Source organism: Acinetobacter sp. YH12097 (genome assembly GCF_013419225.1).
GTDB lineage: Bacteria > Pseudomonadota > Gammaproteobacteria > Pseudomonadales > Moraxellaceae > Acinetobacter > Acinetobacter amyesii.
The window spans coordinates 21,703-45,911 of the sequence record NZ_VPAN01000026.1 but is presented as its reverse complement, the minus strand read 5'-3'; the positions used below and the strand labels follow the sequence as shown (position 1 = coordinate 45,911).

The 24,209-nt window shown below is 42.0% G+C and carries 25 protein-coding genes; 8 read left to right on the top strand and 17 right to left on the bottom strand.

Translation table 11 applies throughout. The annotated features are described in order from the left end of the window. From FTU37_RS11440 to FTU37_RS11420, 5 genes are all read right to left on the bottom strand, one after another. Positions 1-577 (bottom strand): GTP-binding protein (locus FTU37_RS11440; protein WP_180124381.1); only part of this gene is annotated, 577 nt, incomplete at its 3' end. 93 nt (positions 578-670) lie between these two features. Next, positions 671-2,806 (bottom strand): elongation factor G, encoded by a 2,136-nt coding sequence (fusA, locus tag FTU37_RS11435; protein WP_168379594.1) that lies wholly within the window; start codon positions 2,804-2,806, stop codon positions 671-673. Positions 2,807-2,936: 130 nt separating this feature from the next. Beyond that, positions 2,937-3,407 (bottom strand): 30S ribosomal protein S7, encoded by a 471-nt coding sequence (gene rpsG / locus FTU37_RS11430; RefSeq protein WP_005011815.1) that lies wholly within the window; start codon positions 3,405-3,407, stop codon positions 2,937-2,939. A gap of 178 nt (positions 3,408-3,585) precedes the next feature. Beyond that, positions 3,586-3,960, bottom strand: a complete 375-nt coding sequence (gene rpsL, locus FTU37_RS11425; RefSeq protein WP_000246374.1) for a 30S ribosomal protein S12 — start codon at positions 3,958-3,960, stop codon at positions 3,586-3,588. A gap of 155 nt (positions 3,961-4,115) precedes the next feature. Then, positions 4,116-5,576, bottom strand: a complete 1,461-nt coding sequence (locus FTU37_RS11420) for an EcsC family protein (RefSeq protein ID WP_180124380.1) — start codon at positions 5,574-5,576, stop codon at positions 4,116-4,118. A 273-nt stretch (positions 5,577-5,849) separates the two neighbouring features. On the opposite strand from FTU37_RS11420, the gene FTU37_RS11415 reads away from it, so the two are divergent. Together FTU37_RS11415 and hemJ are read left to right on the top strand one after the other, a co-directional pair. Continuing rightward, entirely contained in the window at positions 5,850-7,079 is a 1,230-nt protein-coding gene (locus FTU37_RS11415; RefSeq protein ID WP_078190050.1) for a beta-ketoacyl synthase N-terminal-like domain-containing protein, read from the top strand. A 68-nt stretch (positions 7,080-7,147) separates the two neighbouring features. Beyond that, on the top strand, positions 7,148-7,600 hold the full coding sequence (gene hemJ / locus FTU37_RS11410; RefSeq protein WP_180022661.1) for a protoporphyrinogen oxidase HemJ: 453 nt from the start codon (positions 7,148-7,150) through the stop codon (positions 7,598-7,600). 69 nt (positions 7,601-7,669) lie between these two features. Here hemJ and FTU37_RS11405 read toward each other — a convergent pair whose 3' ends face one another. From FTU37_RS11405 to FTU37_RS11375, 7 genes are all read right to left on the bottom strand, one after another. Next, positions 7,670-8,932: a hypothetical protein gene (locus FTU37_RS11405; protein WP_180124379.1), complete on the bottom strand. Its 1,263-nt coding sequence runs from the start codon at positions 8,930-8,932 to the stop codon at positions 7,670-7,672. Positions 8,933-9,040: 108 nt separating this feature from the next. Then, positions 9,041-9,514, bottom strand: a complete 474-nt coding sequence (gene lysM, locus FTU37_RS11400; protein WP_180008199.1) for a peptidoglycan-binding protein LysM — start codon at positions 9,512-9,514, stop codon at positions 9,041-9,043. A gap of 191 nt (positions 9,515-9,705) precedes the next feature. Next, positions 9,706-9,942 carry an acyl carrier protein gene (gene acpP, locus FTU37_RS11395; RefSeq protein ID WP_078190054.1) on the bottom strand — a complete coding sequence of 79 codons (237 nt, stop codon included), beginning with the start codon at positions 9,940-9,942 and terminating at the stop codon, positions 9,706-9,708. An 85-nt stretch (positions 9,943-10,027) separates the two neighbouring features. After that, a complete protein-coding gene (fabG, locus tag FTU37_RS11390; RefSeq protein ID WP_180124378.1) occupies positions 10,028-10,762 on the bottom strand; it encodes a 3-oxoacyl-ACP reductase FabG in 735 nt (244 codons plus the stop codon). After that, complete coding sequence (fabD, locus tag FTU37_RS11385) at positions 10,759-11,739, bottom strand: ACP S-malonyltransferase (RefSeq protein ID WP_180005433.1); 981 nt, start codon at positions 11,737-11,739, stop codon at positions 10,759-10,761. Before fabD ends, fabG begins: the two co-directional genes overlap by 4 nt. A gap of 205 nt (positions 11,740-11,944) precedes the next feature. Further along, positions 11,945-12,127: a 50S ribosomal protein L32 gene (gene rpmF / locus FTU37_RS11380; protein ID WP_004279227.1), complete on the bottom strand. Its 183-nt coding sequence runs from the start codon at positions 12,125-12,127 to the stop codon at positions 11,945-11,947. A gap of 77 nt (positions 12,128-12,204) precedes the next feature. Continuing rightward, positions 12,205-12,762 (bottom strand): DUF177 domain-containing protein, encoded by a 558-nt coding sequence (locus tag FTU37_RS11375; protein WP_078190057.1) that lies wholly within the window; start codon positions 12,760-12,762, stop codon positions 12,205-12,207. Between the two features lie 97 nt (positions 12,763-12,859). Here FTU37_RS11375 and FTU37_RS11370 point away from each other — a divergent pair, with 97 nt between their 5' ends. The 3 genes from FTU37_RS11370 to FTU37_RS11360 all read left to right on the top strand — a co-directional run bounded on the left by FTU37_RS11370 (position 12,860) and on the right by FTU37_RS11360 (position 14,659). Further along, positions 12,860-13,522, top strand: coding sequence for an elongation factor P hydroxylase (locus FTU37_RS11370; protein ID WP_180011969.1), 663 nt, complete (start codon positions 12,860-12,862; stop codon positions 13,520-13,522). Between the two features lie 89 nt (positions 13,523-13,611). Beyond that, complete coding sequence (locus FTU37_RS11365; protein ID WP_078190059.1) at positions 13,612-14,229, top strand: L-threonylcarbamoyladenylate synthase; 618 nt, start codon at positions 13,612-13,614, stop codon at positions 14,227-14,229. Between the two features lie 103 nt (positions 14,230-14,332). Then, positions 14,333-14,659 carry a hypothetical protein gene (locus tag FTU37_RS11360; protein ID WP_180108966.1) on the top strand — a complete coding sequence of 109 codons (327 nt, stop codon included), beginning with the start codon at positions 14,333-14,335 and terminating at the stop codon, positions 14,657-14,659. 14 nt (positions 14,660-14,673) lie between these two features. On the opposite strand, the gene FTU37_RS11355 is transcribed toward FTU37_RS11360, so the two are convergent. Next, positions 14,674-15,393: a GNAT family N-acetyltransferase gene (locus FTU37_RS11355; RefSeq protein WP_180124377.1), complete on the bottom strand. Its 720-nt coding sequence runs from the start codon at positions 15,391-15,393 to the stop codon at positions 14,674-14,676. A 339-nt stretch (positions 15,394-15,732) separates the two neighbouring features. Between FTU37_RS11355 and FTU37_RS11350 the strand changes: the two genes are divergently transcribed. The 3 genes from FTU37_RS11350 to rluB are packed head-to-tail and all read left to right on the top strand — an operon-like array spanning position 15,733 to position 18,280. Then, the gene (locus FTU37_RS11350; protein ID WP_078190062.1) at positions 15,733-16,527 is read left to right on the top strand and encodes a ScpA family protein; all 795 of its coding nucleotides are present in this window, start codon (positions 15,733-15,735) and stop codon (positions 16,525-16,527) included. Further along, complete coding sequence (scpB, locus tag FTU37_RS11345; RefSeq protein WP_168379583.1) at positions 16,524-17,120, top strand: SMC-Scp complex subunit ScpB; 597 nt, start codon at positions 16,524-16,526, stop codon at positions 17,118-17,120. The genes FTU37_RS11350 and scpB overlap by 4 nt, the downstream gene beginning before the upstream one ends. A gap of 41 nt (positions 17,121-17,161) precedes the next feature. After that, positions 17,162-18,280 (top strand): 23S rRNA pseudouridine(2605) synthase RluB, encoded by a 1,119-nt coding sequence (gene rluB / locus FTU37_RS11340; protein WP_180005438.1) that lies wholly within the window; start codon positions 17,162-17,164, stop codon positions 18,278-18,280. A 50-nt stretch (positions 18,281-18,330) separates the two neighbouring features. Here the strand turns inward: rluB and FTU37_RS11335 are convergent, their stop codons facing one another. Genes FTU37_RS11335 through FTU37_RS11320 form a run of 4 tightly spaced genes read right to left on the bottom strand, consistent with a single transcriptional unit; the run spans position 18,331 to position 24,195 of the window. Then, positions 18,331-20,070 carry an ABC transporter ATP-binding protein gene (locus FTU37_RS11335; RefSeq protein WP_180026725.1) on the bottom strand — a complete coding sequence of 580 codons (1,740 nt, stop codon included), beginning with the start codon at positions 20,068-20,070 and terminating at the stop codon, positions 18,331-18,333. Positions 20,071-20,083: 13 nt separating this feature from the next. Continuing rightward, positions 20,084-21,223: an ABC transporter permease gene (locus FTU37_RS11330; RefSeq protein WP_078194230.1), complete on the bottom strand. Its 1,140-nt coding sequence runs from the start codon at positions 21,221-21,223 to the stop codon at positions 20,084-20,086. Between the two features lie 7 nt (positions 21,224-21,230). Then, complete coding sequence (locus tag FTU37_RS11325) at positions 21,231-22,169, bottom strand: ABC transporter permease (protein ID WP_078190067.1); 939 nt, start codon at positions 22,167-22,169, stop codon at positions 21,231-21,233. Positions 22,170-22,179: 10 nt separating this feature from the next. Beyond that, on the bottom strand, positions 22,180-24,195 hold the full coding sequence (locus FTU37_RS11320) for a M3 family metallopeptidase (protein WP_180124376.1): 2,016 nt from the start codon (positions 24,193-24,195) through the stop codon (positions 22,180-22,182). Positions 24,196-24,209 lie beyond the last annotated feature (14 nt).

Genomic DNA, 24,209 nt, shown 5'->3' with positions numbered 1-24,209 from the left:
CAACTACAGCATCTTCGCCGTATTGACCAGCTTCACCGTTAAGCGCAGCAAGAGCAGAACCACGGATTACTGGAGTGTCGTCGCCTGGGAAGTCATAAGTAGAAAGAAGTTCACGAACTTCCATTTCTACTAATTCAAGAAGTTCTTCGTCGTCAACAAGGTCGCATTTGTTTAAGAATACAACGATGTAAGGTACACCTACCTGACGAGAAAGAAGGATGTGTTCACGAGTTTGTGGCATTGGACCATCAGTCGCAGCACATACAAGGATCGCACCATCCATTTGTGCAGCACCAGTAATCATGTTTTTAACATAATCGGCGTGACCTGGGCAGTCTACGTGAGCGTAGTGACGGATTGGAGAATCGTATTCTACGTGTGAAGTATTAATTGTAATACCACGTGCTTTTTCTTCTGGTGCAGAGTCGATTGCAGCGTAATCTTTCGCTTCACCACCGAATTTTTTTGCACATACAGTTGCAATTGCAGCTGTTAAAGTAGTTTTACCGTGGTCGACGTGACCAATTGTACCCACGTTAACGTGTGGCTTATTACGTTCGAACTTAGCCTTAGCCATGAGATCTTCCTTTTTAAACTACTCATGCAGGGATACTGCATGAGCATTTGGTTTTTAACTATGAATTAGTTTGGGCTTATAGTAATCGAAAGATTACTCGTCGTCACCTTTTTTACCGCCAGATTGGAACTTAGCGATGATGCCTTCAGCCACGTTACGTGGTGTTTCAGCGTATTTAGCGAATTCCATAGAATAAGTCGCACGACCTTGAGACATAGAACGCATTTGAGTCGCGTAACCAAACATCTCAGCAAGTGGAACTTCAGCTTTAATTGCTTTAGTACCGCCAGGAAGATCGTCCATACCTTGAACCATACCACGACGACGGTTTAAGTCACCCATGATATCGCCCATGTAGTCTTCTGGAGTTTCTACTTCAACTTTCATGATAGGCTCAAGAAGAACAGGATCTGCTTTCATGAAACCATCACGGAATGCGTAAGAACCTGCCATTTTGAACGATAATTCGTCAGAATCGACATCATGGTAAGAACCGTCGAACAATGTAGCTTTGATGCCAACAACTGGGTAACCAGCTAGGACACCATTCTTCATACGTTCTTGGATACCTTTGTCTACAGCACCGAAGAATTCTTTAGGTACTACACCACCTACAACTTCTTCAGCGAATTCGTATTCTTTACCAGCATCTTCAGCAAGCGGTTCTAAACGTACGTATACGTGACCGAACTTACCTTTACCACCAGTTTGACGTACGAATTTACCTTCTTGCTCAACAGTCTTTTTGATTGTTTCGCGGTAAGCAACCATTGGTTTACCAATGTTCGCTTCAACGTTAAATTCACGTTTCATACGGTCAACAATAATGTCAAGGTGAAGCTCACCCATACCAGAAATAATTGTTTGACCAGATTCTTCGTCAGTACGTACGCGGAATGAAGGGTCTTCTTTCGCTAAACGGCCAAGAGCGATAGACATTTTCTCTTGGTCAGCTTTAGTTTTAGGTTCAACCGCAAGCGCAATTACTGGCTCTGGGAATTCCATACGTTCAAGAGTGATGATGTGTTTTTCATCACAAAGTGTATCACCAGTTGTAACGTCTTTAAGACCTACACACGCAGCAATGTCACCAGCACGGATTTCTTCAACGTCTTGACGTTCGTTCGCGTGCATTTGCACGATACGACCGATACGTTCACGCTTAGATTTAACTGGGTTATAAACCGAGTCACCTTGCTTAAGAACACCTGAGTAAACACGCACGAAAGTCAAGTTACCTACGAATTTGTCGTTCATGATTTTGAACGCAAGCGCAGAGAACGGAGCTTCGTCAGAAGATTCACGTGAGCCTTCAGTTTCGTCTTTGTCGTCAAGGATACCCTTGATCGCTTCAACGTCAGTCGGCGCAGGTAAGAATTCAATTACAGCATCCAACATACGTTGAACACCTTTGTTTTTGAACGCTGAACCACAAAGCATTGGCTGGATTTCGCAAGCCAAAGTTTGAGCACGGATACCAGCAACGATGTCTTCTTTAGAAAGATCACCTTCTTCTAGGTATTTGTCCATTAACTCTTCAGAAGCTTCAGCAGCTGCTTCCACAAGGTTAGTGCGCCATTCTTGAGCTGTTTCAACTAGATCAGCTGGAATGTCGCCGTATTCAAATTTCATACCTTGAGAAGCTTCGTCCCAGATGATTGACTTCATTTCGATTAAGTCAACAACACCTTGGAAGTTATCTTCAGCGCCAACTGGAATCACAACTGGTACAGGGTGCGCACCAAGACGTGTTTTCATTTGTTCAACAACACGGAAGAAGTTTGCACCTGTACGGTCCATCTTGTTCACGAATGCTAAACGAGGCACTTTATATTTGTTTGCTTGACGCCATACAGTTTCTGACTGAGGTTGTACACCACCTACAGCACAGTAAACCATGCACGCACCATCAAGAACACGCATAGAACGTTCAACTTCAACTGTGAAGTCAACGTGTCCCGGGGTGTCAATTACGTTGATGCGGTGTTCTTTAAACTGTTGGCTCATGCCAGACCAGAATGTAGTTGTCGCAGCAGAAGTAATGGTAATACCACGTTCTTGCTCTTGCTCCATCCAGTCCATTGTTGCTGCACCGTCGTGTACTTCACCGATTTTGTGAGATACACCTGTGTAGAACAAAATACGTTCTGAAGTTGTAGTTTTACCAGCGTCAATGTGCGCTGAAATACCAATGTTACGGTACTGAGAAATTGGGGTTTTACGAGCCATGATTTCTAGCATTCCTAAATTTTGTTGTTAAAACAGGACGCTTTAAGCTGCATAGCAACTTAAAGCGATTCGATGACAGAACAGTGACAACCGCTCAACCACCCTCCTGAATAGGGGCTGTTTTATCCGCTTAGAAACGGTAGTGAGAGAAGGCTTTGTTGGCTTCAGCCATACGATGCACATCTTCACGTTTTTTGATCGCTGCGCCTTTACCTTCAGCTGCATCAAGCAACTCGCCAGCAAGACGTAAAGCCATAGTTTTTTCAGAACGCTTAGCAGCAGCATCTACTAACCAACGCATAGCCAAGGCAGTACGACGGGATGGGCGTACTTCCATAGGAACTTGGTATGTAGCACCACCAACACGGCGTGCTTTTACTTCGACCATAGGACGAACTTTTTCAAGAGTAGTCTCGAAAAATTCAACTGGGTCTACTTTAGATTTTTCTTGAACGCGGTCTAAAGCACCGTAAACGATACTTTCAGCAATAGATTTTTTACCATCTTGCATTACGTGGTTCATGAATTTAGCGATTGTTTGGCTGCTGAACTTAGGATCCGGAAGGATTTCACGGGCAGCAACTACGCGACGTCTTGGCATTTTAATACACCTAATAAATATGACACTTCAGGTTATTCCAGCAGGTGCACAAAGTGTCATGTGCTTTCGCTGGCCTTACTATACGTCGCTTGGAATTTTCACAAAAAATGCAGAAATCAGACAAGCGAGACGATAAAGGATTGCAGTTCTAACGAACTAAGAAGCCAATCTTTTCAGATTATTTCTTAGGACGTTTAGCACCGTATTTAGAACGAGACTGGTTACGATCTTTAACACCAGCACAGTCTAAAGAACCACGAACGGTATGGTAACGTACACCTGGTAAATCTTTAACACGACCACCACGGATAAGAACAACACTGTGCTCTTGTAGGTTATGGCCTTCACCACCGATGTAGCTAGAAACTTCGAAACCTGAAGTTAAGCGAACACGGCAAACTTTACGCATTGCTGAGTTAGGTTTTTTAGGTGTAGTTGTGTAAACACGTGTACAAACACCACGACGTTGTGGACAAGCCTTCAACGCAGGAACTTTAGATTTTTCAACTAAAGTTGTACGACCCTTACGGATCAACTGATTTGTTGTTGCCATTTGGCAATTCTCCCGTTAATAAAAAGCCCCAAAAAATACTACTTTTTGAGGGCATGCAATTGTAAGCGAAGACTTAAAATTGGTCAACAATATACGATCATCGAAAACATTTATTCATCGTGAGTTGCGCAAATTTTCACCCACAAATAAATAGGTTATTTTTCAGAAGAATCTGCTGATTTTTTTGTAACTTTATCTACGGCTGCTGTTTTGGCTTTACGCGGCTTAGCTTTGGGTGCAGCTTTCGCCACAGGGACATCATCATCCTGTACAGCTTCCAACACATCAAACTCATCCGTTTCAGCTAAAGCAGGTTTTTGCGCAGCCACGGGTGCATGAGGCTCAACAACTTTTTCTGCGAGTGCCTCCAAACCTTCTGAGACTTTTTGTTCCTGCGCTACCGCCACTTCGCCTGCATCAGCGGTTTTAGCTTGTGCTTTTTTAGTGACTTTTACTGCGCGGATACTCTCGTGACCTGCAACATCTATGGTCTGATCCAATACTGGTTCAGCCAAATCGATATCTTTCGCCTTAATACCTTCTAGTAATTTAGGTGTCGCTTGAGCAAGTAACTCAAGAGAGCGCTCATAGGCATGTAAAGGTGACAAGGTGATATCTTGATGCTGCAAAATATATTGGCGCGCATTAGAAAAGACTTGCTGTGCCTTCTGATTCACTTCATCCACCAAACGGCGACTATACACCACACTTACACCAGCACTCGCCACAGGAGATAAGCGTGATAGCTGGTTGAACAGTGAAACTTTTGGCATTTGATTGAGCCATGCCCACTTGAACCGACCATTTTCATCCAGTACATATTTTTTCAATGCTGCTGCATCGGTGTCTGAACCCACCAATTGCTGCAACTGATGCAAATCACTATTCTGCAGCGTGCTACTCAGGGCTTTAATCGCCATAAGCAAGGTTTGTTTTTCTGCAATTAAACTCAGGTCGACCTGTTTAAAAATAAACTGCACGATATCTTGGTCACTTTCTTTACTTAAGTCGAAACCATAAGAACGTCCAACTTGATAAATCACTCGCAAAGTCATAATCAGTGACGCAGGGATATCTATACTTGAACCGATGACACCTGTCGCACCTGTTAAAGCCCCTTGAATTGAAGCAATCCATTTATTTTGCTCACCCAAGGCCTGACTAATGCGACGCGAACGATCGACATCTTGTGTCAACTCTTCTAAATCACGCACCCCAGCTTCATCAAGCACTGCATCTACAGATGAAATATCCGAACTAAAATGATTCAATCGATCAAAAAGATAGTCCGAAATCTTGTCGCTAAATTGAGGGGCAACAAAATTGGCTACATTATTTACGGTATTAAAATGTCGACCGAATAATTGTCTAGAAACATTCGGAACGTGTTCACGCAGGATTTGCTGTGGATTATCATATTTTTTCACATCAAATACGCTCGTCTGACGTGACTGACCTTCCAAGGTTTGACCATTTTTTTGTGGTTGAATGACCTTAGTTACAGATTCGGGTGCAACATGATTGATAATAGACACCCCTGTAGAACTGAGCTTTTTAGCCACTCCAAAGGCGTTTGAGAGCAGACCAGCCGTTGGTTTATTATTCGTTTTCGCCATTCCCTACCCCATTCAGACTATTCTTGAAATTCTTGATAAATACTAGGTGTAGTCAAACTTTATCACAACTTGAATATGTATCTTTAAGTTAAGTTTTTTGCTGCATCGTTGCAAATTAGCTCAGTCAAAAATAGGCATAGGATTTGCCATAAGAATTCAAAAAGCTTTCTGCTATCATTATTCCAATCAAATTATATGAGTTCGTCTATTTAGAAAGTTTCCTTCGTATACTTTCAATAGCTTGCTCACACACTACCTATAAAGGATCTGTAGATGAAACGTGTTGTAATCACTGGTATGGGCATCAACTCATGCATTGGTAATACATTAGAAGATGTCACTCATTCTTTGCAAAACGGGATTTCTGGAACACGTTTCAACCCAAGTTATGCTGAACTTAATTTCAAAAGTCATGTCAGTGCAGCTGCAGAACAAAACTTTGACGGTATTGACCGTCGCTTAAAACGCTTTATGGGCGTATGCGCAATGTATGCATACAACTCAGCTTTGGCTGCGGTAGAAAATGCAGGCTTAACAGCAGAACAAATTGGCGGTAATCCACGCTACGGTATTGCGGGTGGTTCAGGTGGTGGTTCAACTGCATCTGTTGTTGAAATGAAAGAACTTCTAGACACCAAAGGTGCACGTAAAGTTGGTCCATTCTTTGTACCTCGTAACATGACCAACACCATTACTGCAAACGTGGGCGTGGCATTTAAAATGCAAGGTATTGCACATACGATTACTAGCGCATGTGCAACATCTGCAGATGCCATTGGTTATGCATACAACCTGATTCAATTGGGCAAACAAGACTTAATGCTTGCCGGTGGTGGTGAAGAAGACCATTGGTCACAAAGTCTTTTATTTGATGCAATGGGTGCACTTTGTTCAAAATATAATGACACCCCAGAGACTGCTTCACGCCCTTACTCTGCTGACCGTGACGGTTTCGTGATCGCAGGTGGTGGTGGCTTCGTTGTACTAGAATCTCTTGAACATGCTCAAGCACGTGGCGCAAACATTTTGGCTGAAGTTGTCGGCTATGCAGCAAACTCAGATGGCGCAGACATGGTTGCACCATCAGGTGAAGGTGCTACTCGTTGTGTCCTGATGGCGCTTGAAGAAGCAAAACAACACGGCGTAGACAAAATTGACTATGTAAATACACACGGCACATCTACTCCGGCAGGTGATGTCACTGAACTTAAAGCAATGGAACGTGCTTTCGGTGAAGGACAAGTTCCTCCACTCAGCTCGACCAAGTCGATGACTGGTCACAGCCTGGGTGCTGCAGGTGTACAAGAAGCGATTTACTCTATTTTGATGATGCAAAATGACTTTATTGCACCAAACATCAACGTGACTGAACTTGACGAAGGTGCAAAACCTTTTGATATCGTACTTGAAAAACGTGATGCAAAATTGAATACTGTGATGAGTAACAGTTTTGGTTTTGGCGGTGTAAACGCTTGCCTCGTTTTCAAAAAATGGGAAGCTTAATATAAAGTTTGCTGCTTTGGCGCTTCGGTGCCAAAGCACACACCCACCGCCCTTTTAAGGGTCAATATATGGATGCTCCATCAGATGCTTTCCTCTGGGTCAAAGCATTACATATCATCGCAGTTGTTTGCTGGTTCGCAGCGCTATTTTATCTCCCTCGCCTTTATGTCTACCATGCCATGAGTGATGATGCTACGAGTCATCAGCGCTTTCAAATCATGGAACGCAAGCTATACCGCGGCATTATGTGGCCCGCAATGATTGCTACACTGATCACGGCGCACTTCCTCGTCGATTGGGGTGATGCAACTCGACACTACCATGAAGCGCTTTGGTTCTACCTAAAAGTTGGATTAGTTGGACTATTGGTGATTTATCATTTTGTTTGTGGTTATTACCGTAAAAAGCTTATCGAAAATGCACATTATAAGTCGCATAAATTCTGGCGTTATTTTAATGAAATGCCCACTTTGATTTTATTTGCGGTTGTCATTTTAGTTGTAGTGAAGCCAAGCTTCTAAACGACTGTAAAAAAGCCCCTACTCATTGGGGCTTTTTTATTTCTATACCAAAATGTTTATATACAAAAACTACAACTGCACACAGCTATCTAAAATATTCCAATTGTGTGCTCTAAATTGCTCACGCGGATACGGCACCTCAGCACACAGCATACCCTCCTTCTTAAAGAAACGTCGGCCGTGGCTATTTTGATTCAACTGCGTTAAATCAGTCGCACCCTGATTCAACAAATTAAAAATCATAATTCGATCATTCAAAATGTGCCCTGCAAGCACATAGCGCTCCCAAGGCACCCCCTCTATATTGGACAAAGTATTGCCCAAATAGTTTTTGATATGCCAAGATGAATACTGTCCCTGTTTTTGACCAGCCTGCATCCTAAACGAATCATAAGAAAGCTCAGATAGCTGTGCCGCCTCTTCATATTGCTTAAACAATTGATTTGCAGTTTGATTTGGCAAATACAACCAATACATCAACGAGGTATTCCAGTCCGATAATTGCTGCACCTGCTTCAACACCGCATATACGCCATAGGCTTCCAATTGCGCTGCTGAGCGCAAACTTAACTGACTGGCACTTAAAGGCTCTAAATAAACAACTTGTCCAGTCTTTAATTGCTCATTACGTATAATTCGAACATAACGTGCCAGCCAGCTTTGAATCAGCATCCTTTCAACCAATGAGATCGGGCGCTCAAGCATCTGCTGCAATCTTTGATATTCAGCCATATATGCATCCAGCTTATCCTCTTTATTTAACGCAATATTGATCTGATAAAGGATCGCCAACTGATTTAAATACTTAAAGTCTGGATATGCGGAATTGCTCGGCATACTTAAACTGCGGTATTGGTCTGCATGCTGCAACCATGTGTTAAAGCGCTGCAACGGCACCTTTTCTTGCTGTATCAGCGCACCGAGCACCTGATGATGCTCAACAACAAATGCGCTAGCTGCCTTAGGATCATCGACCAGCAATTGCTGAAACTCCGCAACTAAATTCGTCTGTTCTTCTGACCACTTTTCACGTGTTAGCTTCGCATTCAATGGCTGGCCCAATACATTCTGATGCTCTTGCCCCAACAAACTAAATGCCCAATCTTGATGATAACGATAGCGCCCAACATTCAATGCCGAAAACCGATCTGCGGCATTCAGCCCAAGCAAGTTAAAATACGGCTCTTGTGTGTAATTTGAATGATAAGAAATTTCAGACTGCTGCCACTTGAGCACCCGAGGATCAATACGCTCATCCCACCGCAGCCAAAGACAAAAACACACAACAACTGCAAGCAACAGCAAGAAAATAAAGATGATTTTTTGTTTCATTGATTTCTTATTTTGAATTATTTCAGCCGCATTATATTCAACTTCACCATTCACGCATACAAAAAAAAGCCATCACAAGATGGCTTTTTTTACTTTAAACACAAATATTTATGCAGGAATACGAAGCACCTGACCTGGGAAAATGTCATCGGCATTTTTTAGCAAAGGGCGGTTTGCTTCAAAAATTTTATTGTATTGATTTGCATCACCATAAAATTCTTTAGAAATCTTAGAAAGATTATCGCCTGATTTAACTGTATAAAATTTACTTTCTGGTTCTGGCGTTGCTACAGTCAACTGATCATCCACTTGCGCCACATGATCAATATTCCCTACCGCCAAGATAATCTTTTCACGATCTGCTTGGCTTTGCACCTGACCTTTCACTGTTGCTAGATCTGAAGTCCCGTTATAACTCACAGACAAGCCAGTTACAGGTAAGCCCAGTGCTTTGATATGACCCAATAACTTATTGGCAATTTCTTGTGCAGATGGTTCAGAAGGTGTTGCTGGCGCTGCCTGAGGTTCTGCAGGCGCTGTATTTTTTTTACCAATTCCTTTTACAAAATCAAAAAGACCCATGTTTTTCTCCGTTGTTTTTACTGTTTTAAATAATTTAACTATTGTTCAAACTCTATTTTTATAGCTAAAAAATAACCGCTTTTGAGTTGTTGTTGGTGACAGAAACGTAAGCTAATGTAAAAACAAAATATTCAGCATAAAAAAAGCCACCGAATGGTGGCTTTTTAAATCAGCATCGCTGAAATCTAAAATTAACCTAGTTTCTTAGAAACATAGTCAATTGCAGATTGTACAGTAGTGATTTCGTTTGAATCTTCATCAGGAATAGTGATGTCGAAATCGTTTTCGAAAGACATAACTAATTCAACTAGGTCTAGAGAATCTGCACCTAAGTCATCCATGAAAGAAGCTTCGTTTTTGATCTCGTCTGCTTTAAGACCAAGTTGTTCAGCTACTGCTTGTTTTACGCGTTGTTCGATATCGCTCACAGGAATTCTCCTCATTGCTTGTGGCGTTTTTAATGCCGTTAGTTTAATTGAATCTAAATCGTTTTGAAAGTTTATACTTGAGCGCTTAGCTCATGTATAAACCACCATTTACATGTAATACAGTTCCGGTAATGTAACTTGCCTTTTCAGAAGCAAGAAAACTTACGGCATTTGCGATATCTTGCGGCTCACCTAAACGGTTTAAAACCACTTGATCACTCATCTTTTTACGAATTTCTTCGCTTAACTGTTCTGTCATTTCTGTTGCAATAAAGCCCGGAGCCACTGCATTTACAGTGATTTGGCGGCTTCCCATCTCTTTTGCAAGGCTGCGACCAAAGGCCTCAATCCCTGCTTTTGCAGCAGAATAGTTTGCTTGTCCTGGGTTAGCAAAATGTGCAACCACAGAACTAATATTAATAATTCGTCCAAAACGTGCTTTGGTCATGCCCTTTAAAACACGTTTAGAAAGTCGATAAACGGCTTTCAAATGAATGTTGAGAATGTCATCCCAATCATCTTCTGACATACGAAGTAACAAATTATCTTTGGTAATACCCGCATTGTTCACCAAAACCAATACAGAACCAAAGTTTTGCTCAATGTCTGATACCAATGCATCAATTGCAGTTGCATCACGTACATCTAAAACTCTACCCGCACCTTTTTCAGCAAAAGCTGCAGATAATTTTTCCGCACCCGCTTCTGAAGTTGCAGTACCTACAACAAAATAACCGTCTTGAATCAATTGCTGAGCAATTGCTGCTCCAATCCCTCGGCTCGCACCTGTTACTAAAGCAACTTTGCGTTCTTGTGTCATGCAATTTTCCCTTCTGCCACTAAAATGGCATTCAGTGCATCTTCCATACGACCTTTCGTGTCGAGTGGGAATGCTTTTTCAATATTTGGCAAACGTTTTGCGAGATTCGCAAGGACATTACCCGGACCACATTCAGCAATGTACTGAATACCTTGGTCTTGCAAATACTGCATGGTCTTTGTCCACTGTACAGATTGGTATAACTGTGCAGTTAACGCCTGACGTAATTGCGCTACATCAGTCGCGATTTCAGCGCCTACATTTTGTATTACAGGTATAGTAGGCAGCTCAATGGCAGTTTGTTCCAATGCTGTCGCAAACTGTTCAGCAGCAGGTTTCATCAATGCACAATGCGATGGCACAGAAACCGGAAGTGCGATTGCCTTACCGCCATTTTCTTTAGCAGCAGCCATAACCGCTTCAACCATGGCTTTATCGCCCGCAATGACAACTTGACCTTGTGCATTGTAGTTTGCAGCATCTACTGAACCTTGGCCTTCTGCTTGAGCACAAAGTTCAATGACTTTGGCATCATCTAGACCCAAAATTGCCGCCATTGCACCTTGACCTTCAGGTACAGCACTTTGCATTAACTGACCACGTAGGTTCACCAGTTTAACGGCATCACCTAGGCTCATCGCACCTGCAGCAACCAAGGCGCTGTATTCACCTAATGAGTGACCTGCAAGGTATTTCGGTGCAACACCACCTAACTCCAACCACACACGCCATAAAGCAATACTGGCCGTCAGTAGTACAGGTTGAGTAAATTCTGTTTGGTTTAACCCTTCACCACTTTGCGCAATCTGCCAAAGATCAAAGCCAACTGCTTCTGATGCTTCTGCAAATGTTGCTTGCACACTACTAAACTGTTCTGCAAGTTCAGCGAGCATGCCGACTTTCTGTGACCCTTGACCTGGGAACACGAATGCAGTTTTAGTAGCTTGAGCTGCTTGCTCGAGTTGTTTAGCAGACATAAAAAAATCCTTTATCAAGACTGGTGAATTTATGCTATTTGGACATTTATTCAACACAATCCCATGTAAGCTTGTTTCAGGGACGGAAATTTAACACTTAATTTTTGTCTTGGTAATTGCCAAATGCAACAAAAAATCGGTACAAAAAAAGGGAGCTTAACGCTCCCATTTTTTCTACTAAGCTTGACGCTTAATACATCACCAATTATTCAGCAGATGCTTTAGCGAATAATTGACGACCACGGTAGATACCATCTTTAGATACGTGGTGACGACGGTGAGTCTCGCCAGTAGCTTGGTCTACAGTTAATGCATTCTCGGTTAAAGCGTCATGTGAACGGCGCATGTCACGGCGAGAGCGACTTTTACGGTTTTGCTGAACGGCCATGATGGCTCCTTACAAAGATCGAAAAAATGGATCAGAACAAATTCGATTGTCTTATACTCAAGAGTATAACACAAAAATTAGTTAAGTTTACCCTTCAAACCTGCCAAAACATCAAACGGGTTGTCCCGTTTTTCTTCAACAAGCTCTTCAGCGGCAGGTTGATGCTTATGTTCACAAGCGTCGTGCTTAGGTGACAAAGGCATCAACAATAACAATTCATCCTCTATCAGTGAGAGTAAATCAGCAGTCGCAGGTGCATCATATGAACCTTTGGTTGTTGCTTCACTTTCACCTAAAACGATGAAATCAGCATCCTCATCCAAGCGCTCTATCAGTGACTCGTCATCTACAAGAGCTAGATGAAAACTTAAAACAAGTGGAATCTCAACAGTATCCAGACAACGCTGGCATTCCATTGGAACATTTGTTTCAACATGACCATCTAGCCATACAATGCGATGATAAGCATCCATTGATAGCTTACAGTCTATGTTAATCAATTGATCATCAATTGATCCAACAGCTTCACGAGCAATACGAACAAAGCGAGATAATGGCAGTGTTCCTGACCATTTAAAGCCCTGTTCAGCCCATTTAAACGGCTCAATCTGTGCCGGAAAGGTATTTGCTGACATAATTAAGGCGGCAATTCTACAAATTCATCAGTACTCTGTCAAAGATTAAGATACAATTTTGTACTTATTTAGACAGACCATTTGGGTAACTTAAGTTATGCATCTGTTGCAGCCGCAAACAGAAGTGAATGTTTCATCACTTATGAGCACAATTTCAACGCTTGATTCTGACATTTCAACCGACCAAGTGCAACTCTCGGCTTGGGAGAAACTTTCCACAGAAACAGAACACGTCGAATGGCTCATCTTACACTTTAATCATTGGTTTTCCCACCTGAATGTGAGCTTAGTGAAAGGTGACTTTGAGCCCGAATACTTTCCTGCTGATTCAAACGGCCCTGCCCGTATTCAATTTGCTCATGGTTATTTCAATAGCGCCTTGCATGAAATTAGTCATTGGACTATTGCTGGTGATCAACGTCGTTTACTTCCCGATTTAGGCTATTGGTATGCACCTGATGGTCGTAGTAAAGAGCAACAAGCCCTCTTTGAACAGGTAGAAATTAAGCCCCAAGCGATCGAATGGTTATTTGCCAAAGCATTTGGGCGTAAGTTTCGTGTCTCACTTGATAACCTCACTGGTGAAGGTGGTGATGGCAGCAGCTTTAAAGATAATGTCTATGCACAATTACAGGCTTATTTTAAGGGCGAAGCCAAACTTCCACGCGATGCTTGGCGCTTTATCCAATGCATTTGTCACTGTACACGTGCTGGCAAAATGTTACAGGCGAATGAATTTCAACGTGAAATGCTTGATTAAATTATACAATTTGACTGCATTTCACATTGCACAAAGCAAATAGACCGCGACATAATGTCTAGAGCTTTTAATAATAAGAGGAAAACGACATGTTGCATTTAAGAATACATCCGGAAAATCCTCAACCCCGTTTAATTACGCAAGCCGTTGAACGGATTCGTGCCGGCGATGTGGTGGTTTATCCTACAGATGCCGCCTATGCCATCGGTTGCCAGATTGGGAACAAAAATGCCATGGAACGCATTGCCCAAATTCGTCAGCTCGATGCTAAACATCAATATGCGATTATTTGTGCAGATTTATCTGACATTGCCACGTATGCCAAAGTCGACAATGCCATGTATCGTTTATTGAAAAATAACACCCCTGCTGTCACTACCTTTATTTTGCCTGCGACCAGTGAAGTTCCTCGCCGTTTAATGCATCCTAAAAAGAAAACCATTGGACTGCGTATTCCGAGCAACCCGATTTGCCAATTATTACTCAAAGAATTGGGTGAGCCTTTATTAACATCGACCTTAATTTTACCGGGTCAAAAAGAACCGATTGATGATCCTTACGAAATTGAACTGCAAATCGGCAAACGAATAGATGTATTAATTGATGGCGGTTTAGGTACTTTAAATACCACTAGCGTTGTAAACCTTGCAGGTGAATACCCTGAAGTGATTCGCCGTGGTGTCGGTGATGTCAGTGCCTTTGAATAGCATGTACTGTTAAATACATGCTGTTACCGATCAGAGGCACAGCATGTAAAAGTCCTCTGCTCAAAACGCGGTTAAAGCACCTTTCGATAAAGGAATCGACCTGATGACTTTATTTCAAATGTTACTCAAGCTGCAAAATGCGACAGACCTCAGTGTCTCCGAGCAAAGCAGTCTCAATCATTTTGCTATATATGCCACTGAGCCTTGGACTTTAGAATCCACGGCTCAACTAAGGGCAATAGATAAAAATTTAATTTCACCAATAGCGACAACACCGCCGCAGGTTTTTCGTTATTTTCTGCATGCATCAACGGTCAAATCACTGTTTAAACGTAAAGCTAATCAAAATCTCTGCTCGCAAGCGCAGTGCCAACTCATCATCGAATTTGCACTTGAGCAGAGAGTCTTACCAACAGGCTCAAAACCTTGATAGTGCGCTTTTCCTCAAGCGCTATAAAGCTGCATAAATTCTTTTAAATGAATTTTTTGTTGCCCTTGCTCATCAAAATTATTTGTATCGAGCCATGCTGCATAAGCTTGAGACAACATTGGCCAATCCTGATCCAACATCGCAAACCAAGCGGTATTACGATTACGACCTTTCACAATCACATGTTGACGAAACAACCCTTCAAATTGAAAGCCAAAACGCAAAGCAGCATTTTTCGAAGGCGTGTTCAAGTCATCACACTTCCACTCCACCCGTCGATAACCTGCTGCAAAGCACGCTTTTAACAATAGATAAATGGTTTCTGTTGCTGCGGTTGATTGCTTCATTAAACTTGAAAAATAGACATTGCCAATTTCGATGACAGCATGTGCTGGGCGTACATTGAGCAAACCAACCCATCCTACAATGGCATCACCGACCTCAATGACATAATGCATCGAACCGGTAAAATGAAAGGATTGCTGAAAATAATCACGCAATTGCTGCATGCTTTGAATTTGAGAATAAGGCAAATACGTCCAACAGCGTTCATCAGGTTCTTGTTGTACTGTCTGCCATAGCCGCTGTAAAAGACTATCATCAAGCTGATCTGGCAGCATTGGAATAAGTCGAACAGAGTGCCCGACTTCGGTTTTACATCTGAACTGGCATAGTTCAAACTGCGCCAACGTCATCCCTACGGCCTGACCCCATTGATTATATTGTTGTGGCATAGCAAATATACTTTTAGTCAATTCATTCAAATCATTTCATGCTGGACGCCCATCATCCAGATATCACAGCTTAAATGAGTTCATGGATTGATGAGTGTATTTTTTACAATTAACACAAGATGTGATCGATATCACAGCTTTAAAATTTTACATGTGTATAAATAAAGCCTATTCCCTATAAATTTTAAGTTTTTTACCCAATTCAACCGTTCAGTAATTTCTTTAAACGCATTTTTCCATTACACTATTCCCTATAACTTTTGTGCTTTTACTTTCGATGTGAGATCGAAGCGAAAGCTGTCTGCATGCCTTTGAAAATTCGCGTGGCCTATAATTGCAATGAACCAAACTGTCCATAATTCTATGGAAGATGCTCCACACATTCGTGTTTTGGATGAGTGGCAAGAAGCTATTCCAGAAGATTTGTACATTCCACCCGCTGCATTTGAAATTCTATTAGAGCATTTCGAAGGACCACTCGACTTTCTGATTTACCTGATTCAAAAAAATGGCTTCGACTTATTACAAGTCGATATTGCCCCGATTGCATCCCAATATTTGTCCTATATGGATGCAATGAAATCTCTAGATATTGAATTAACCGCAGACTATATGGTGATGGCAGCCCTATTGGCCGATTTAAAATCGCGTCTATTATTGCCAAAACCTAAATCGACCGCAGCACATGAACAAGATCCTAAACAAGAATTGATTGACCGTTTAGAAACCTATTTGCGCATCAAACAAGCTGCGGAAAGATTAGGTCAAATGTCGGTATTGGATCGAGATACTTTCGATACCAATGTCAGTTTAGGAACTATTGTCGAAACCAATGATGGCTATGACATTCAATTACTTCGTGATGCCATACTCTGTGTTTTTAATCGACCAGAACCAGTTACCCACCAAATTTTGCAAGAGCCTGTCTTACTCGAAGAACGTATTGCTTATATTGAAACTAAGCTTGAGTCAGGTGAAGTATTAGACTTTGCGGACTTACTCAAACCAAGCCAAGGCCGCATGGGTGTTGTCGTGACATTTATGGCCGTGTTGGAACTGACACGCCAACAAAAAGTTCAAATTGTCGCATCAGGTGTAGAAGCACCGCTTGCAATTCAGGGAGCACGTGCATGAACACTGAACTTAAACAAATGACTGCGGTGACTTCAGAAGATAATCTGCATGAAATTTTGATGCAGCTTGAAGCCATTATTTTTGCCAGTGAAGCGGCAGTGAGTATTGCCCGTTTAAAAGAGGCTTTCCAAGACCGTTTCAGTAAAACTGAATTACGCCAATATTTGCAGCAACTTTCAATGCTGCAACACGGCAGATCAATTGAACTTGTTGAAACCGCTCAAGGTTTCCGTTTTCAAGTACGTGCAAAATATCGTAATATTATTGCACAGACCTGGCCTGAACGACCAACTCGTTTATCGCCATCCTTGCTCGAAACTCTTTCTGTCATTGCTTACCATCAACCGGTAACCCGCGCAGATATTGAGCAAATCCGTGGGGTGACCAACAATAGTCAAATTTTACGTACGTTATTTGACTGGAACTGGATTAAAGAATCTGGTTTTCGTGAACTCCCAGGACGACCCGCGTTGTTAGTTACAACGCCTCAATTTTTAAATGCTTTTGGTCTAACCTCTTTGGGCCAATTGCCTCCCCTGCAGGATGCCAAGGAAGCTTTTATGGCCCTCGATGCGAATGCACCGAAGTCATAAATAGGTGAACTGTTGATGATAATTTCTAAGGTTATGCTGTCATGAGTGAAAAATTGCAAAAGGTGCTCGCACGCGTTGGTTTGGGTTCTCGCCGTTATATGGAAGAAGTCATTGCCGCTGGTCGTGTGAGCGTAAATGGGCAAGTTGCCCAAGTGGGTGAACGTATTGAACCGGGTGATGAGCTTCGCATCGATGGTCGTAAAGTTCAGTTCCAAATTGAAGACGAAATTCGTCGCCGTGTGTTGATTTACTATAAACCAGAAGGCGAAATTTGTTCACGCAATGACCCTGAAAACCGTCCAACGGTATTTGAACAATTACCTCAAATTACCGGTGATCGCTGGGTAATGGTAGGTCGTCTAGATATCAACTCTACAGGTCTATTGCTGTTCACAAATGATGGTGAACTGGCGAACCGTTTAATGCACCCTTCTAGCGAAATCGAACGTGAATATGCCGTTCGTGTCATGGGTGAAGTCACTCCTCAGTTAAAAAACAACATGTTACAAGGCGTTGTTTTAGATGATGGCCCTGCAAAATTTGAGTCATTCTCTGAAATTGGTGGTGACGGTATTAACCGTTGGTATCAAGTGGTCGTAAAAGAAGGTCGTAACCGCGAAGTTCGTCGTATTTTCGAATCTCAAGGCTTAAAAGTGAGCCGTCTTTTACGTACACGTTATGGTTCAGTAATTCTGCCACGCGAACTACGTACTGGTCGCTGGATCGAGCTAGATAAACAAGATATCGACAACTTAACCAAGTCCGTTGAGCTTAAACCACGTCAAGGTACTGGCCTGTTTGGTATGGCGAAACGTCGTACTGAACGTATGCAAGATAAACCAATGGCAGCACGTCGTGGTGGTTACTTACGCCAACAACGTCGTGACAGTGACGAAAACCAGCCACAACAAAGCAATGGTTATCAAGACAACCGTGGCGAACGTCGTACTGGTCGTACTGAAGGTGTTTTCCAAGGCAATGGATTTAACCGTTCAGAGCGTCGCAACGAAGGGTTCAACAATAACCGTAATGATCGCAACAGTGAAAACTTCGGTAACCGTGAACGTCGTAACGACAATTTTGGCAATCGTGAGCGTCGTAATGACTCTGTGCCAAGTCGCGCATTTAGCGGAAACAACAAAGGCTTTAAGAAATTTTAATTTCTTAAGTATAAAAAAACCGCTCATTTGAGCGGTTTTTTTTATGATTACTAAGCAAATTGTTCAGTGGTTTGTGGAATCGCACTCAGCAAACGCTTGGTATATTCATGCTGCGGCGATCTATACAACTCATCCGAGTTTGCAATTTCAACGATATCACCATGGTTCATCACCATGATTTGGTCAGAAATATATTTCACTACAGATAAATCATGTGAAATAAAGATATAGCTCAAACCAAACTCATCTTGTAAGTCTTGCAATAAATTCAGAACTTGGGCTTGAACCGAAACATCTAATGCAGAGACAGACTCATCACAGATCAAAATTTCTGGCTTTAAGGTCAAGCATCGTGCAATGGCAATACGTTGACGCTGACCACCAGAAAACTCATGTGGATAGCGATAAAATGCTTGTGCAGGCAAACTGACACGTTCAAGTAAATCAAACGCCATTTGCTCTCGTTCTGCATCATCCTTCCCAATCTGATGCACTTGCATCGGCTCCATCAGAATTTGACCCACAGTAAAACGTGGATTAAGTGAAGCATATGGGTTTTGGAAAATGATCTGTATTTTGCGCTGATATTGGGTAAATTCTTTTTCGCTCATCGCCAAAATATCATGACCTTCAAACAGCGCCTGACCACCTGTCGCTTCCTGTAGACGCATCAGTAAAAGGCCGATTGTGGTTTTACCTGAGCCAGATTCTCCAACCAACCCGAGCGTTTTACCTTTCGCCAGTTGAAACGAGACACCTTTGACCGCCTGATATTCATCCTTACCAAATAAACCCTTGCGGCTATAAAAAGATTTTTTCAGGTCTTTGACATCTAAAATAATCTGTTCGTTACCCGTAAGACCACGCGTTCGTTGTCTACGGGTTTCCTCAGATAAATGCACATCCTCAATCAGCTCATCACCATTTTGACGCATAAAATCACTGATCATCGGTAATTTATAAGGACGCTCTGACATCTGTGGACGACACTTAAGCAAAGCTCGAGTGTAGATATCTTTAGGATGATCCAGCACTTCATTGACCAAGCCTTGTTCACGGATTTCTCCATGACGCATGACAATCACCTGATCGGCAATTTCGCTTACCAATGCTAAATCATGCGTAATGAATAGCATCGACATCTCACGTTTCTTTTGCAAGGCTTCAAGTAAATCTAAAATTTGCTTTTGAATCGTCACATCAAGTGCCGTGGTTGGCTCATCGGCAATCAATAACTTCGGCTCACATGCAATCGCCATAGCAATCATGACACGTTGCTGTTGACCACCTGACATTTGGCTAGGATAGGCATCAATTTTCGTTTCAGGAGAAGGAATACCCACTTCCTTCAATAATTCCAAAGTCCGTGCTCTTGCCTGCTTACGTCCCATACCTAGATGAAGTCGTAATACTTCTGCAATTTGATCACCCACCGTAAAGACAGGATTGAGTGACGACATCGGTTCCTGAAAAATCATCGCAATATCTTTACCGCAGATATTGCGCATTTCTCTTGGTGACAGACTCAGTAAATCCCGCCCTTCAAAAACTATTTTACTGCTCGTATCTATACGGCTTTGATCACGTGGCAACAGCCCCATGGTTGCCAACGAGGTCACCGACTTGCCACTGCCAGATTCTCCCACAAGCGCCACAGTTGTATTGGCAGGAATGTCAAAAGATATTCCTTTGACCGTTTCGATATAACTTTTATCTTCAGCTTTAAAGCTCACTTTCAGGTTTTGAACACTGAGGAGCGTTGGTTTAACAGTTTGATTTTGTTCCGTCATCCTTTACTCCTCCTTATTTCAATTTTGGATCTAATGCATCACGCAATGCATCAGTAAACATTGAAAATGCCGTAACCAAAACCGCCATCGCTACAGATGCTGCGATAAGTTGCCACCATTTACCTAAAATCAATTCACTTTGTGCTTCATTAAGCATACTGCCCCATGACACAACCCCAACAGGAACACCAAATCCCAAGAAGCTCAAAATCACTTCTGACTTAATAAAGGCCACCACTAAAATCGAGATTTGCACCAATGCAATATGACTGACGTTCGGAAAGATATGCACAAAGATACGTCGGAAATGACTCACCCCTATCGCTTTGGCAGCAAGCACATATTCACGCGAAGTATGCTTCATATACTCTGCACGAATCAGACGATATACCCCCGTCCACCCAGTAAGTCCTAGAATGAGGACAATTGACAAGATCCCCTTTTGTTGTAGTACAGCAGCAATCGCAAGAACCAAGAGCAAATACGGAATCGAGGTAAAAATGTTATAGAACCAGTTTAAAATATCATCAACCCAACCACCGAAGTAGCCAGAAATTGCCCCTAAAATTGTCCCAATCACGACAGCAAGTAATGCAGCTACCACGCCAACAATAATAGATGTTTCAGCACCCTTAATGGTTTTTTGCAGGACATCCTGCCCCCATTTATCCGCACCAAATGGTAAAGTTTGTTTTAGCTCACTTTGTTGATCTAACAAATGACCACCCAATTGCTGATCAATCGCCTTCATATCTTCTGCTAGTGGATCGACAACGCCATAGTAGTCAATTGCATTGGCACCACCTTGCTCAGTCGCAATCTCTGCATTCAGTTCAGCAATTACATCTTTTAAAGGATCAACAGGATTTTCAGGCAATGCCATATCTTCTGCTGATGCTTTGGTTTTGGCTGTTTCATTGAGTTCCGCCCCAATAAAACTTGGAGGTGCATAACTAACAGCCACTTCTTTATTCCAATTGGATGCAACCATGCCTGTCATCGACAATAGCAACACCACGAAATAGCACAGTACAACGAACAACGACACCATCGCTAATTTATCGGCCTTTAGGCGTCGCATCGCCAACTTCCACAAGCCAGTCGATGCAGGTGTTGATGCCGTTGCTTTGGTCTTATTGAATATTCCTAGCATAGGCCACCTACTTCAACTGAACGCGAGGATCGACAAGTTTATAAATCAAATCCGCGATTAAGTTAAAAATCATTGTAGCCGCTGCAACGTAGACTGTAATCGCCTTAATGACAGGGAAGTCACTGCGTTCAACAGCAATAATGACTTCACGACCAATACCCGGAATACCAAAGAATCGTTCAATCAGGAAAGCGCCTATCAGCAGTGCCGGTAGACTCGACATGACATCGGTAATAATTGGAATTGAGGCGTTACGCAGTACATGTACACCTAAAATACGGCTTTCACCCACACCTTTTGCGCGCGCAGTTCGAACATAGTCTTGATTGACTTCATCCAATACAAAACTGCGGTATAAGCGCAAAGTTGGCGCAATACTCACCACCAACATAATTAATATAGGCAGTAAACCGTATTTAAATAAGTTTTCGCTAAAGTGATCACTCCAGCCTTGAACCGGAAACCAACTCAACTGATATGCAAATACGTATTGGAAAACAATAATGTAAACCAAAATACTGATCGACATACCAATCGTACAAAGCATCATAATCATACGATCGGTTAATGTGCCACGAACTGAAGCCACAGCAAGTGCCAAACCAATTGAAATGATCGTTTGCAAAATAGTTAAAGGAATTAAAATCGTCAGTGACGGTCCTAGACGGGTCAAAATAATATCTGACACCGACTCACCTGTACTCCAACTCATTCCATAATCAAAAGTTAAAATCTGCTTAATGAAAATCCACAATTGTACATAATAGGGTTGATCAACCCCCAACTGTTGACGGATGTTTTCAATTTGCTCTGGGTTCGACATTTTGCCTGCTAGAATATATGCAGGGTCCCCACCTACCCAGTTAAATAAGAAGAATATGAGCAGAACAACCCCCAACATCGTTGGGATCATCTGCCATATACGCCGTATGATATATGCCAGCATAAAGTTGTCCTTACTTCACTCGTTGTCCAGTAATTTCATCAAAGAAAGCTTTGTTATCAGGTTTACGACCTAAGAAATCATGCACCAATTTTTCTGCTTCATATTGACCACCTTGCGACAAGATCGTTTTGCGGTAGCGTTGTCCCACTTCAGGGTTATTTAGGTTATCTCCGAAAGCAGACAACATATCGAGTGCCATCACTTCAGACCACATATAGCCATAATAGCCAACTTGATAACCGCCCATGATATGGTTGAATTGTCCTGGGAATTCAGTACTTGAGACATAGCCTAAAGCTGTCTCGCCTTCCATTTTCTTCCAAACATCTAAAGGTTTAACACTCAAAGCATCTGATGAGTGAAGTGCCATATCATATTTTGCATACAAGGCTTGACGTGCATAATGTAAACCACGTCCATAGCTATGAACTGCTTTTAATTTATTAATCAGGGCATCATCTACAGGTGGACACGCTGGATTACAGTAATTTGCAAGCGTAGATAAAGTTTCTTTACGACGTGCCCACTCTTCATACATTTGTGAAGGCGCTTCTACAAAGTCGCGCTCTACTGAAGTCCCCGATTGAGATGCATAGCGTGTATTGGACAAAATACCGTGTAAAGCATGACCAAACTCATGAACAAAGGTTTCAAGTTCATCACTATTTAAACCTTTACGGTTAAAGTTGGTCACTAAAGCAGAAATCGGTTTACGCTTAGTCAAGGTACTACCACCTTTTACGCCCCAAACAGCTGCATGACCGTACTTCCCTTCACGTGGGTATTTATCGATATATAAACCACCAAGCAGCTCACCGGTCTTTTTATCTTTTACATCATAATATTCAACTTCTGACTGCCAAACATCAACTTTCGCAGGCTTAAATTCAATACCATAAAGGTCAGATGAAATGGCAAAAATCCATTCTTGAGATGCTTGGGTTGGGAAATAGTCACGCAATTTTTCTTGATCGATTTGATACTTTTCTTTGCGAAGTTTTTCACTCCAATAACTCTCACTCCAGCGATTGATTTCAGCTTTTTCGAGTGGAATTTTCAGGCTTTTCGCTTTGAACTCACGTAAAGTCTCAACTTCTTTTTTCTCTAAAGGTGCCACCGTTTGATGAACATCGGCTAAGAACTTATTCACTGTTTCAGGGTCTTTTGCCATACGGTGTTGCAACACCCATTCGGCATAGCTTTTTTTGCCAAAGAGCTGCGCAATTTCATAACGTAAATCCATTGCTTGCTTTAACAATACTAAGTTTTTCTCAGTACCACGACGCGTGAATGCAGTTTGGTAACGCTTACGCGCATCATCACTTTCTGCTAGTTCCATAAATGGACGGTATTCTGGGTATTCAAAACCGAGCAAATAATTGCCCTTTTCATTTTTCTTTAAGCCCGAAATATAGCTGTCTGGCAAGCCTTTCAACTCCGCCGGTGTAAACTCCAGTTTTTCTTTATTATCTCGTACATTACGCGCATATTCTTGTTCAATTTTTGCCAATTCATCAAAGATAGCTTTCAAACGTGCACGTTTTTCAGGTGTAAATTGCACCCCTGTATTTTCAAAACCATCCAAGATGTCTTGACGCATTTTTTTATCAATTTCGTCATTGGTTTTGAGTTTTTTAATTTGCTCATAAAGTTTTGGATTTTGATAAACCGAAGTTTGAAACTCCATAATTTTAATTTCACAATCTTCCGCAGCCTTACGTAAAGCCTCATCAGGATCGACGTTGCTATATAGTCCGATTGGTCCATAAAAATCTTCAAATTTGGCAAAAATTTGATCCCACTCCGCCAAAACAGGTGCTGCTTTTGCATTATTTTTTATCTTTTTTTGCTCAAATGCCGCTAAATATGTTTTCACTTGCTGAATTTTGGCATCACACAGCGCAGGTATTTCTTTGGCTTGGAACTTTGGCAAAGTACTCCGTATTGAATCTTCGGCTTGAACGAATTGGCTAGCGCCGATCATCAACATACTGAGGGTGGTGAGTTTCAAAGCTTTATTTTTCATAATTTCTCCAGTTT

Excerpts from the sequence above, each read along its gene's own strand:
- fusA (WP_168379594.1), bottom strand. The coding sequence starts at position 2,806 with ATGGCTCGTAAAACCCCAATTTCTCAGTACCGTAACATTGGTATTTCA.
- rpsG (WP_005011815.1), bottom strand. The coding sequence starts at position 3,407 with ATGCCAAGACGTCGCGTAGTTGCTGCCCGTGAAATCCTTCCGGATCCT.
- rpsL (WP_000246374.1), bottom strand. The coding sequence starts at position 3,960 with ATGGCAACAACAAATCAGTTGATCCGTAAGGGTCGTACAACTTTAGTT.
- FTU37_RS11420 (WP_180124380.1), bottom strand. The coding sequence starts at position 5,576 with ATGGCGAAAACGAATAATAAACCAACGGCTGGTCTGCTCTCAAACGCC.
- FTU37_RS11415 (WP_078190050.1), top strand. The coding sequence starts at position 5,850 with ATGAAACGTGTTGTAATCACTGGTATGGGCATCAACTCATGCATTGGT.
- hemJ (WP_180022661.1), top strand. The coding sequence starts at position 7,148 with ATGGATGCTCCATCAGATGCTTTCCTCTGGGTCAAAGCATTACATATC.
- FTU37_RS11405 (WP_180124379.1), bottom strand. The coding sequence starts at position 8,932 with ATGAAACAAAAAATCATCTTTATTTTCTTGCTGTTGCTTGCAGTTGTT.
- lysM (WP_180008199.1), bottom strand. The coding sequence starts at position 9,514 with ATGGGTCTTTTTGATTTTGTAAAAGGAATTGGTAAAAAAAATACAGCG.
- fabG (WP_180124378.1), bottom strand. The coding sequence starts at position 10,762 with ATGACACAAGAACGCAAAGTTGCTTTAGTAACAGGTGCGAGCCGAGGG.
- fabD (WP_180005433.1), bottom strand. The coding sequence starts at position 11,739 with ATGTCTGCTAAACAACTCGAGCAAGCAGCTCAAGCTACTAAAACTGCA.
- rpmF (WP_004279227.1), bottom strand. The coding sequence starts at position 12,127 with ATGGCCGTTCAGCAAAACCGTAAAAGTCGCTCTCGCCGTGACATGCGC.
- FTU37_RS11375 (WP_078190057.1), bottom strand. The coding sequence starts at position 12,762 with ATGTCAGCAAATACCTTTCCGGCACAGATTGAGCCGTTTAAATGGGCT.
- FTU37_RS11370 (WP_180011969.1), top strand. The coding sequence starts at position 12,860 with ATGCATCTGTTGCAGCCGCAAACAGAAGTGAATGTTTCATCACTTATG.
- FTU37_RS11365 (WP_078190059.1), top strand. The coding sequence starts at position 13,612 with ATGTTGCATTTAAGAATACATCCGGAAAATCCTCAACCCCGTTTAATT.
- FTU37_RS11360 (WP_180108966.1), top strand. The coding sequence starts at position 14,333 with ATGACTTTATTTCAAATGTTACTCAAGCTGCAAAATGCGACAGACCTC.
- FTU37_RS11355 (WP_180124377.1), bottom strand. The coding sequence starts at position 15,393 with ATGCCACAACAATATAATCAATGGGGTCAGGCCGTAGGGATGACGTTG.
- FTU37_RS11350 (WP_078190062.1), top strand. The coding sequence starts at position 15,733 with ATGAACCAAACTGTCCATAATTCTATGGAAGATGCTCCACACATTCGT.
- scpB (WP_168379583.1), top strand. The coding sequence starts at position 16,524 with ATGAACACTGAACTTAAACAAATGACTGCGGTGACTTCAGAAGATAAT.
- rluB (WP_180005438.1), top strand. The coding sequence starts at position 17,162 with ATGAGTGAAAAATTGCAAAAGGTGCTCGCACGCGTTGGTTTGGGTTCT.
- FTU37_RS11335 (WP_180026725.1), bottom strand. The coding sequence starts at position 20,070 with ATGACGGAACAAAATCAAACTGTTAAACCAACGCTCCTCAGTGTTCAA.
- FTU37_RS11330 (WP_078194230.1), bottom strand. The coding sequence starts at position 21,223 with ATGCTAGGAATATTCAATAAGACCAAAGCAACGGCATCAACACCTGCA.
- FTU37_RS11325 (WP_078190067.1), bottom strand. The coding sequence starts at position 22,169 with ATGCTGGCATATATCATACGGCGTATATGGCAGATGATCCCAACGATG.
- FTU37_RS11320 (WP_180124376.1), bottom strand. The coding sequence starts at position 24,195 with ATGAAAAATAAAGCTTTGAAACTCACCACCCTCAGTATGTTGATGATC.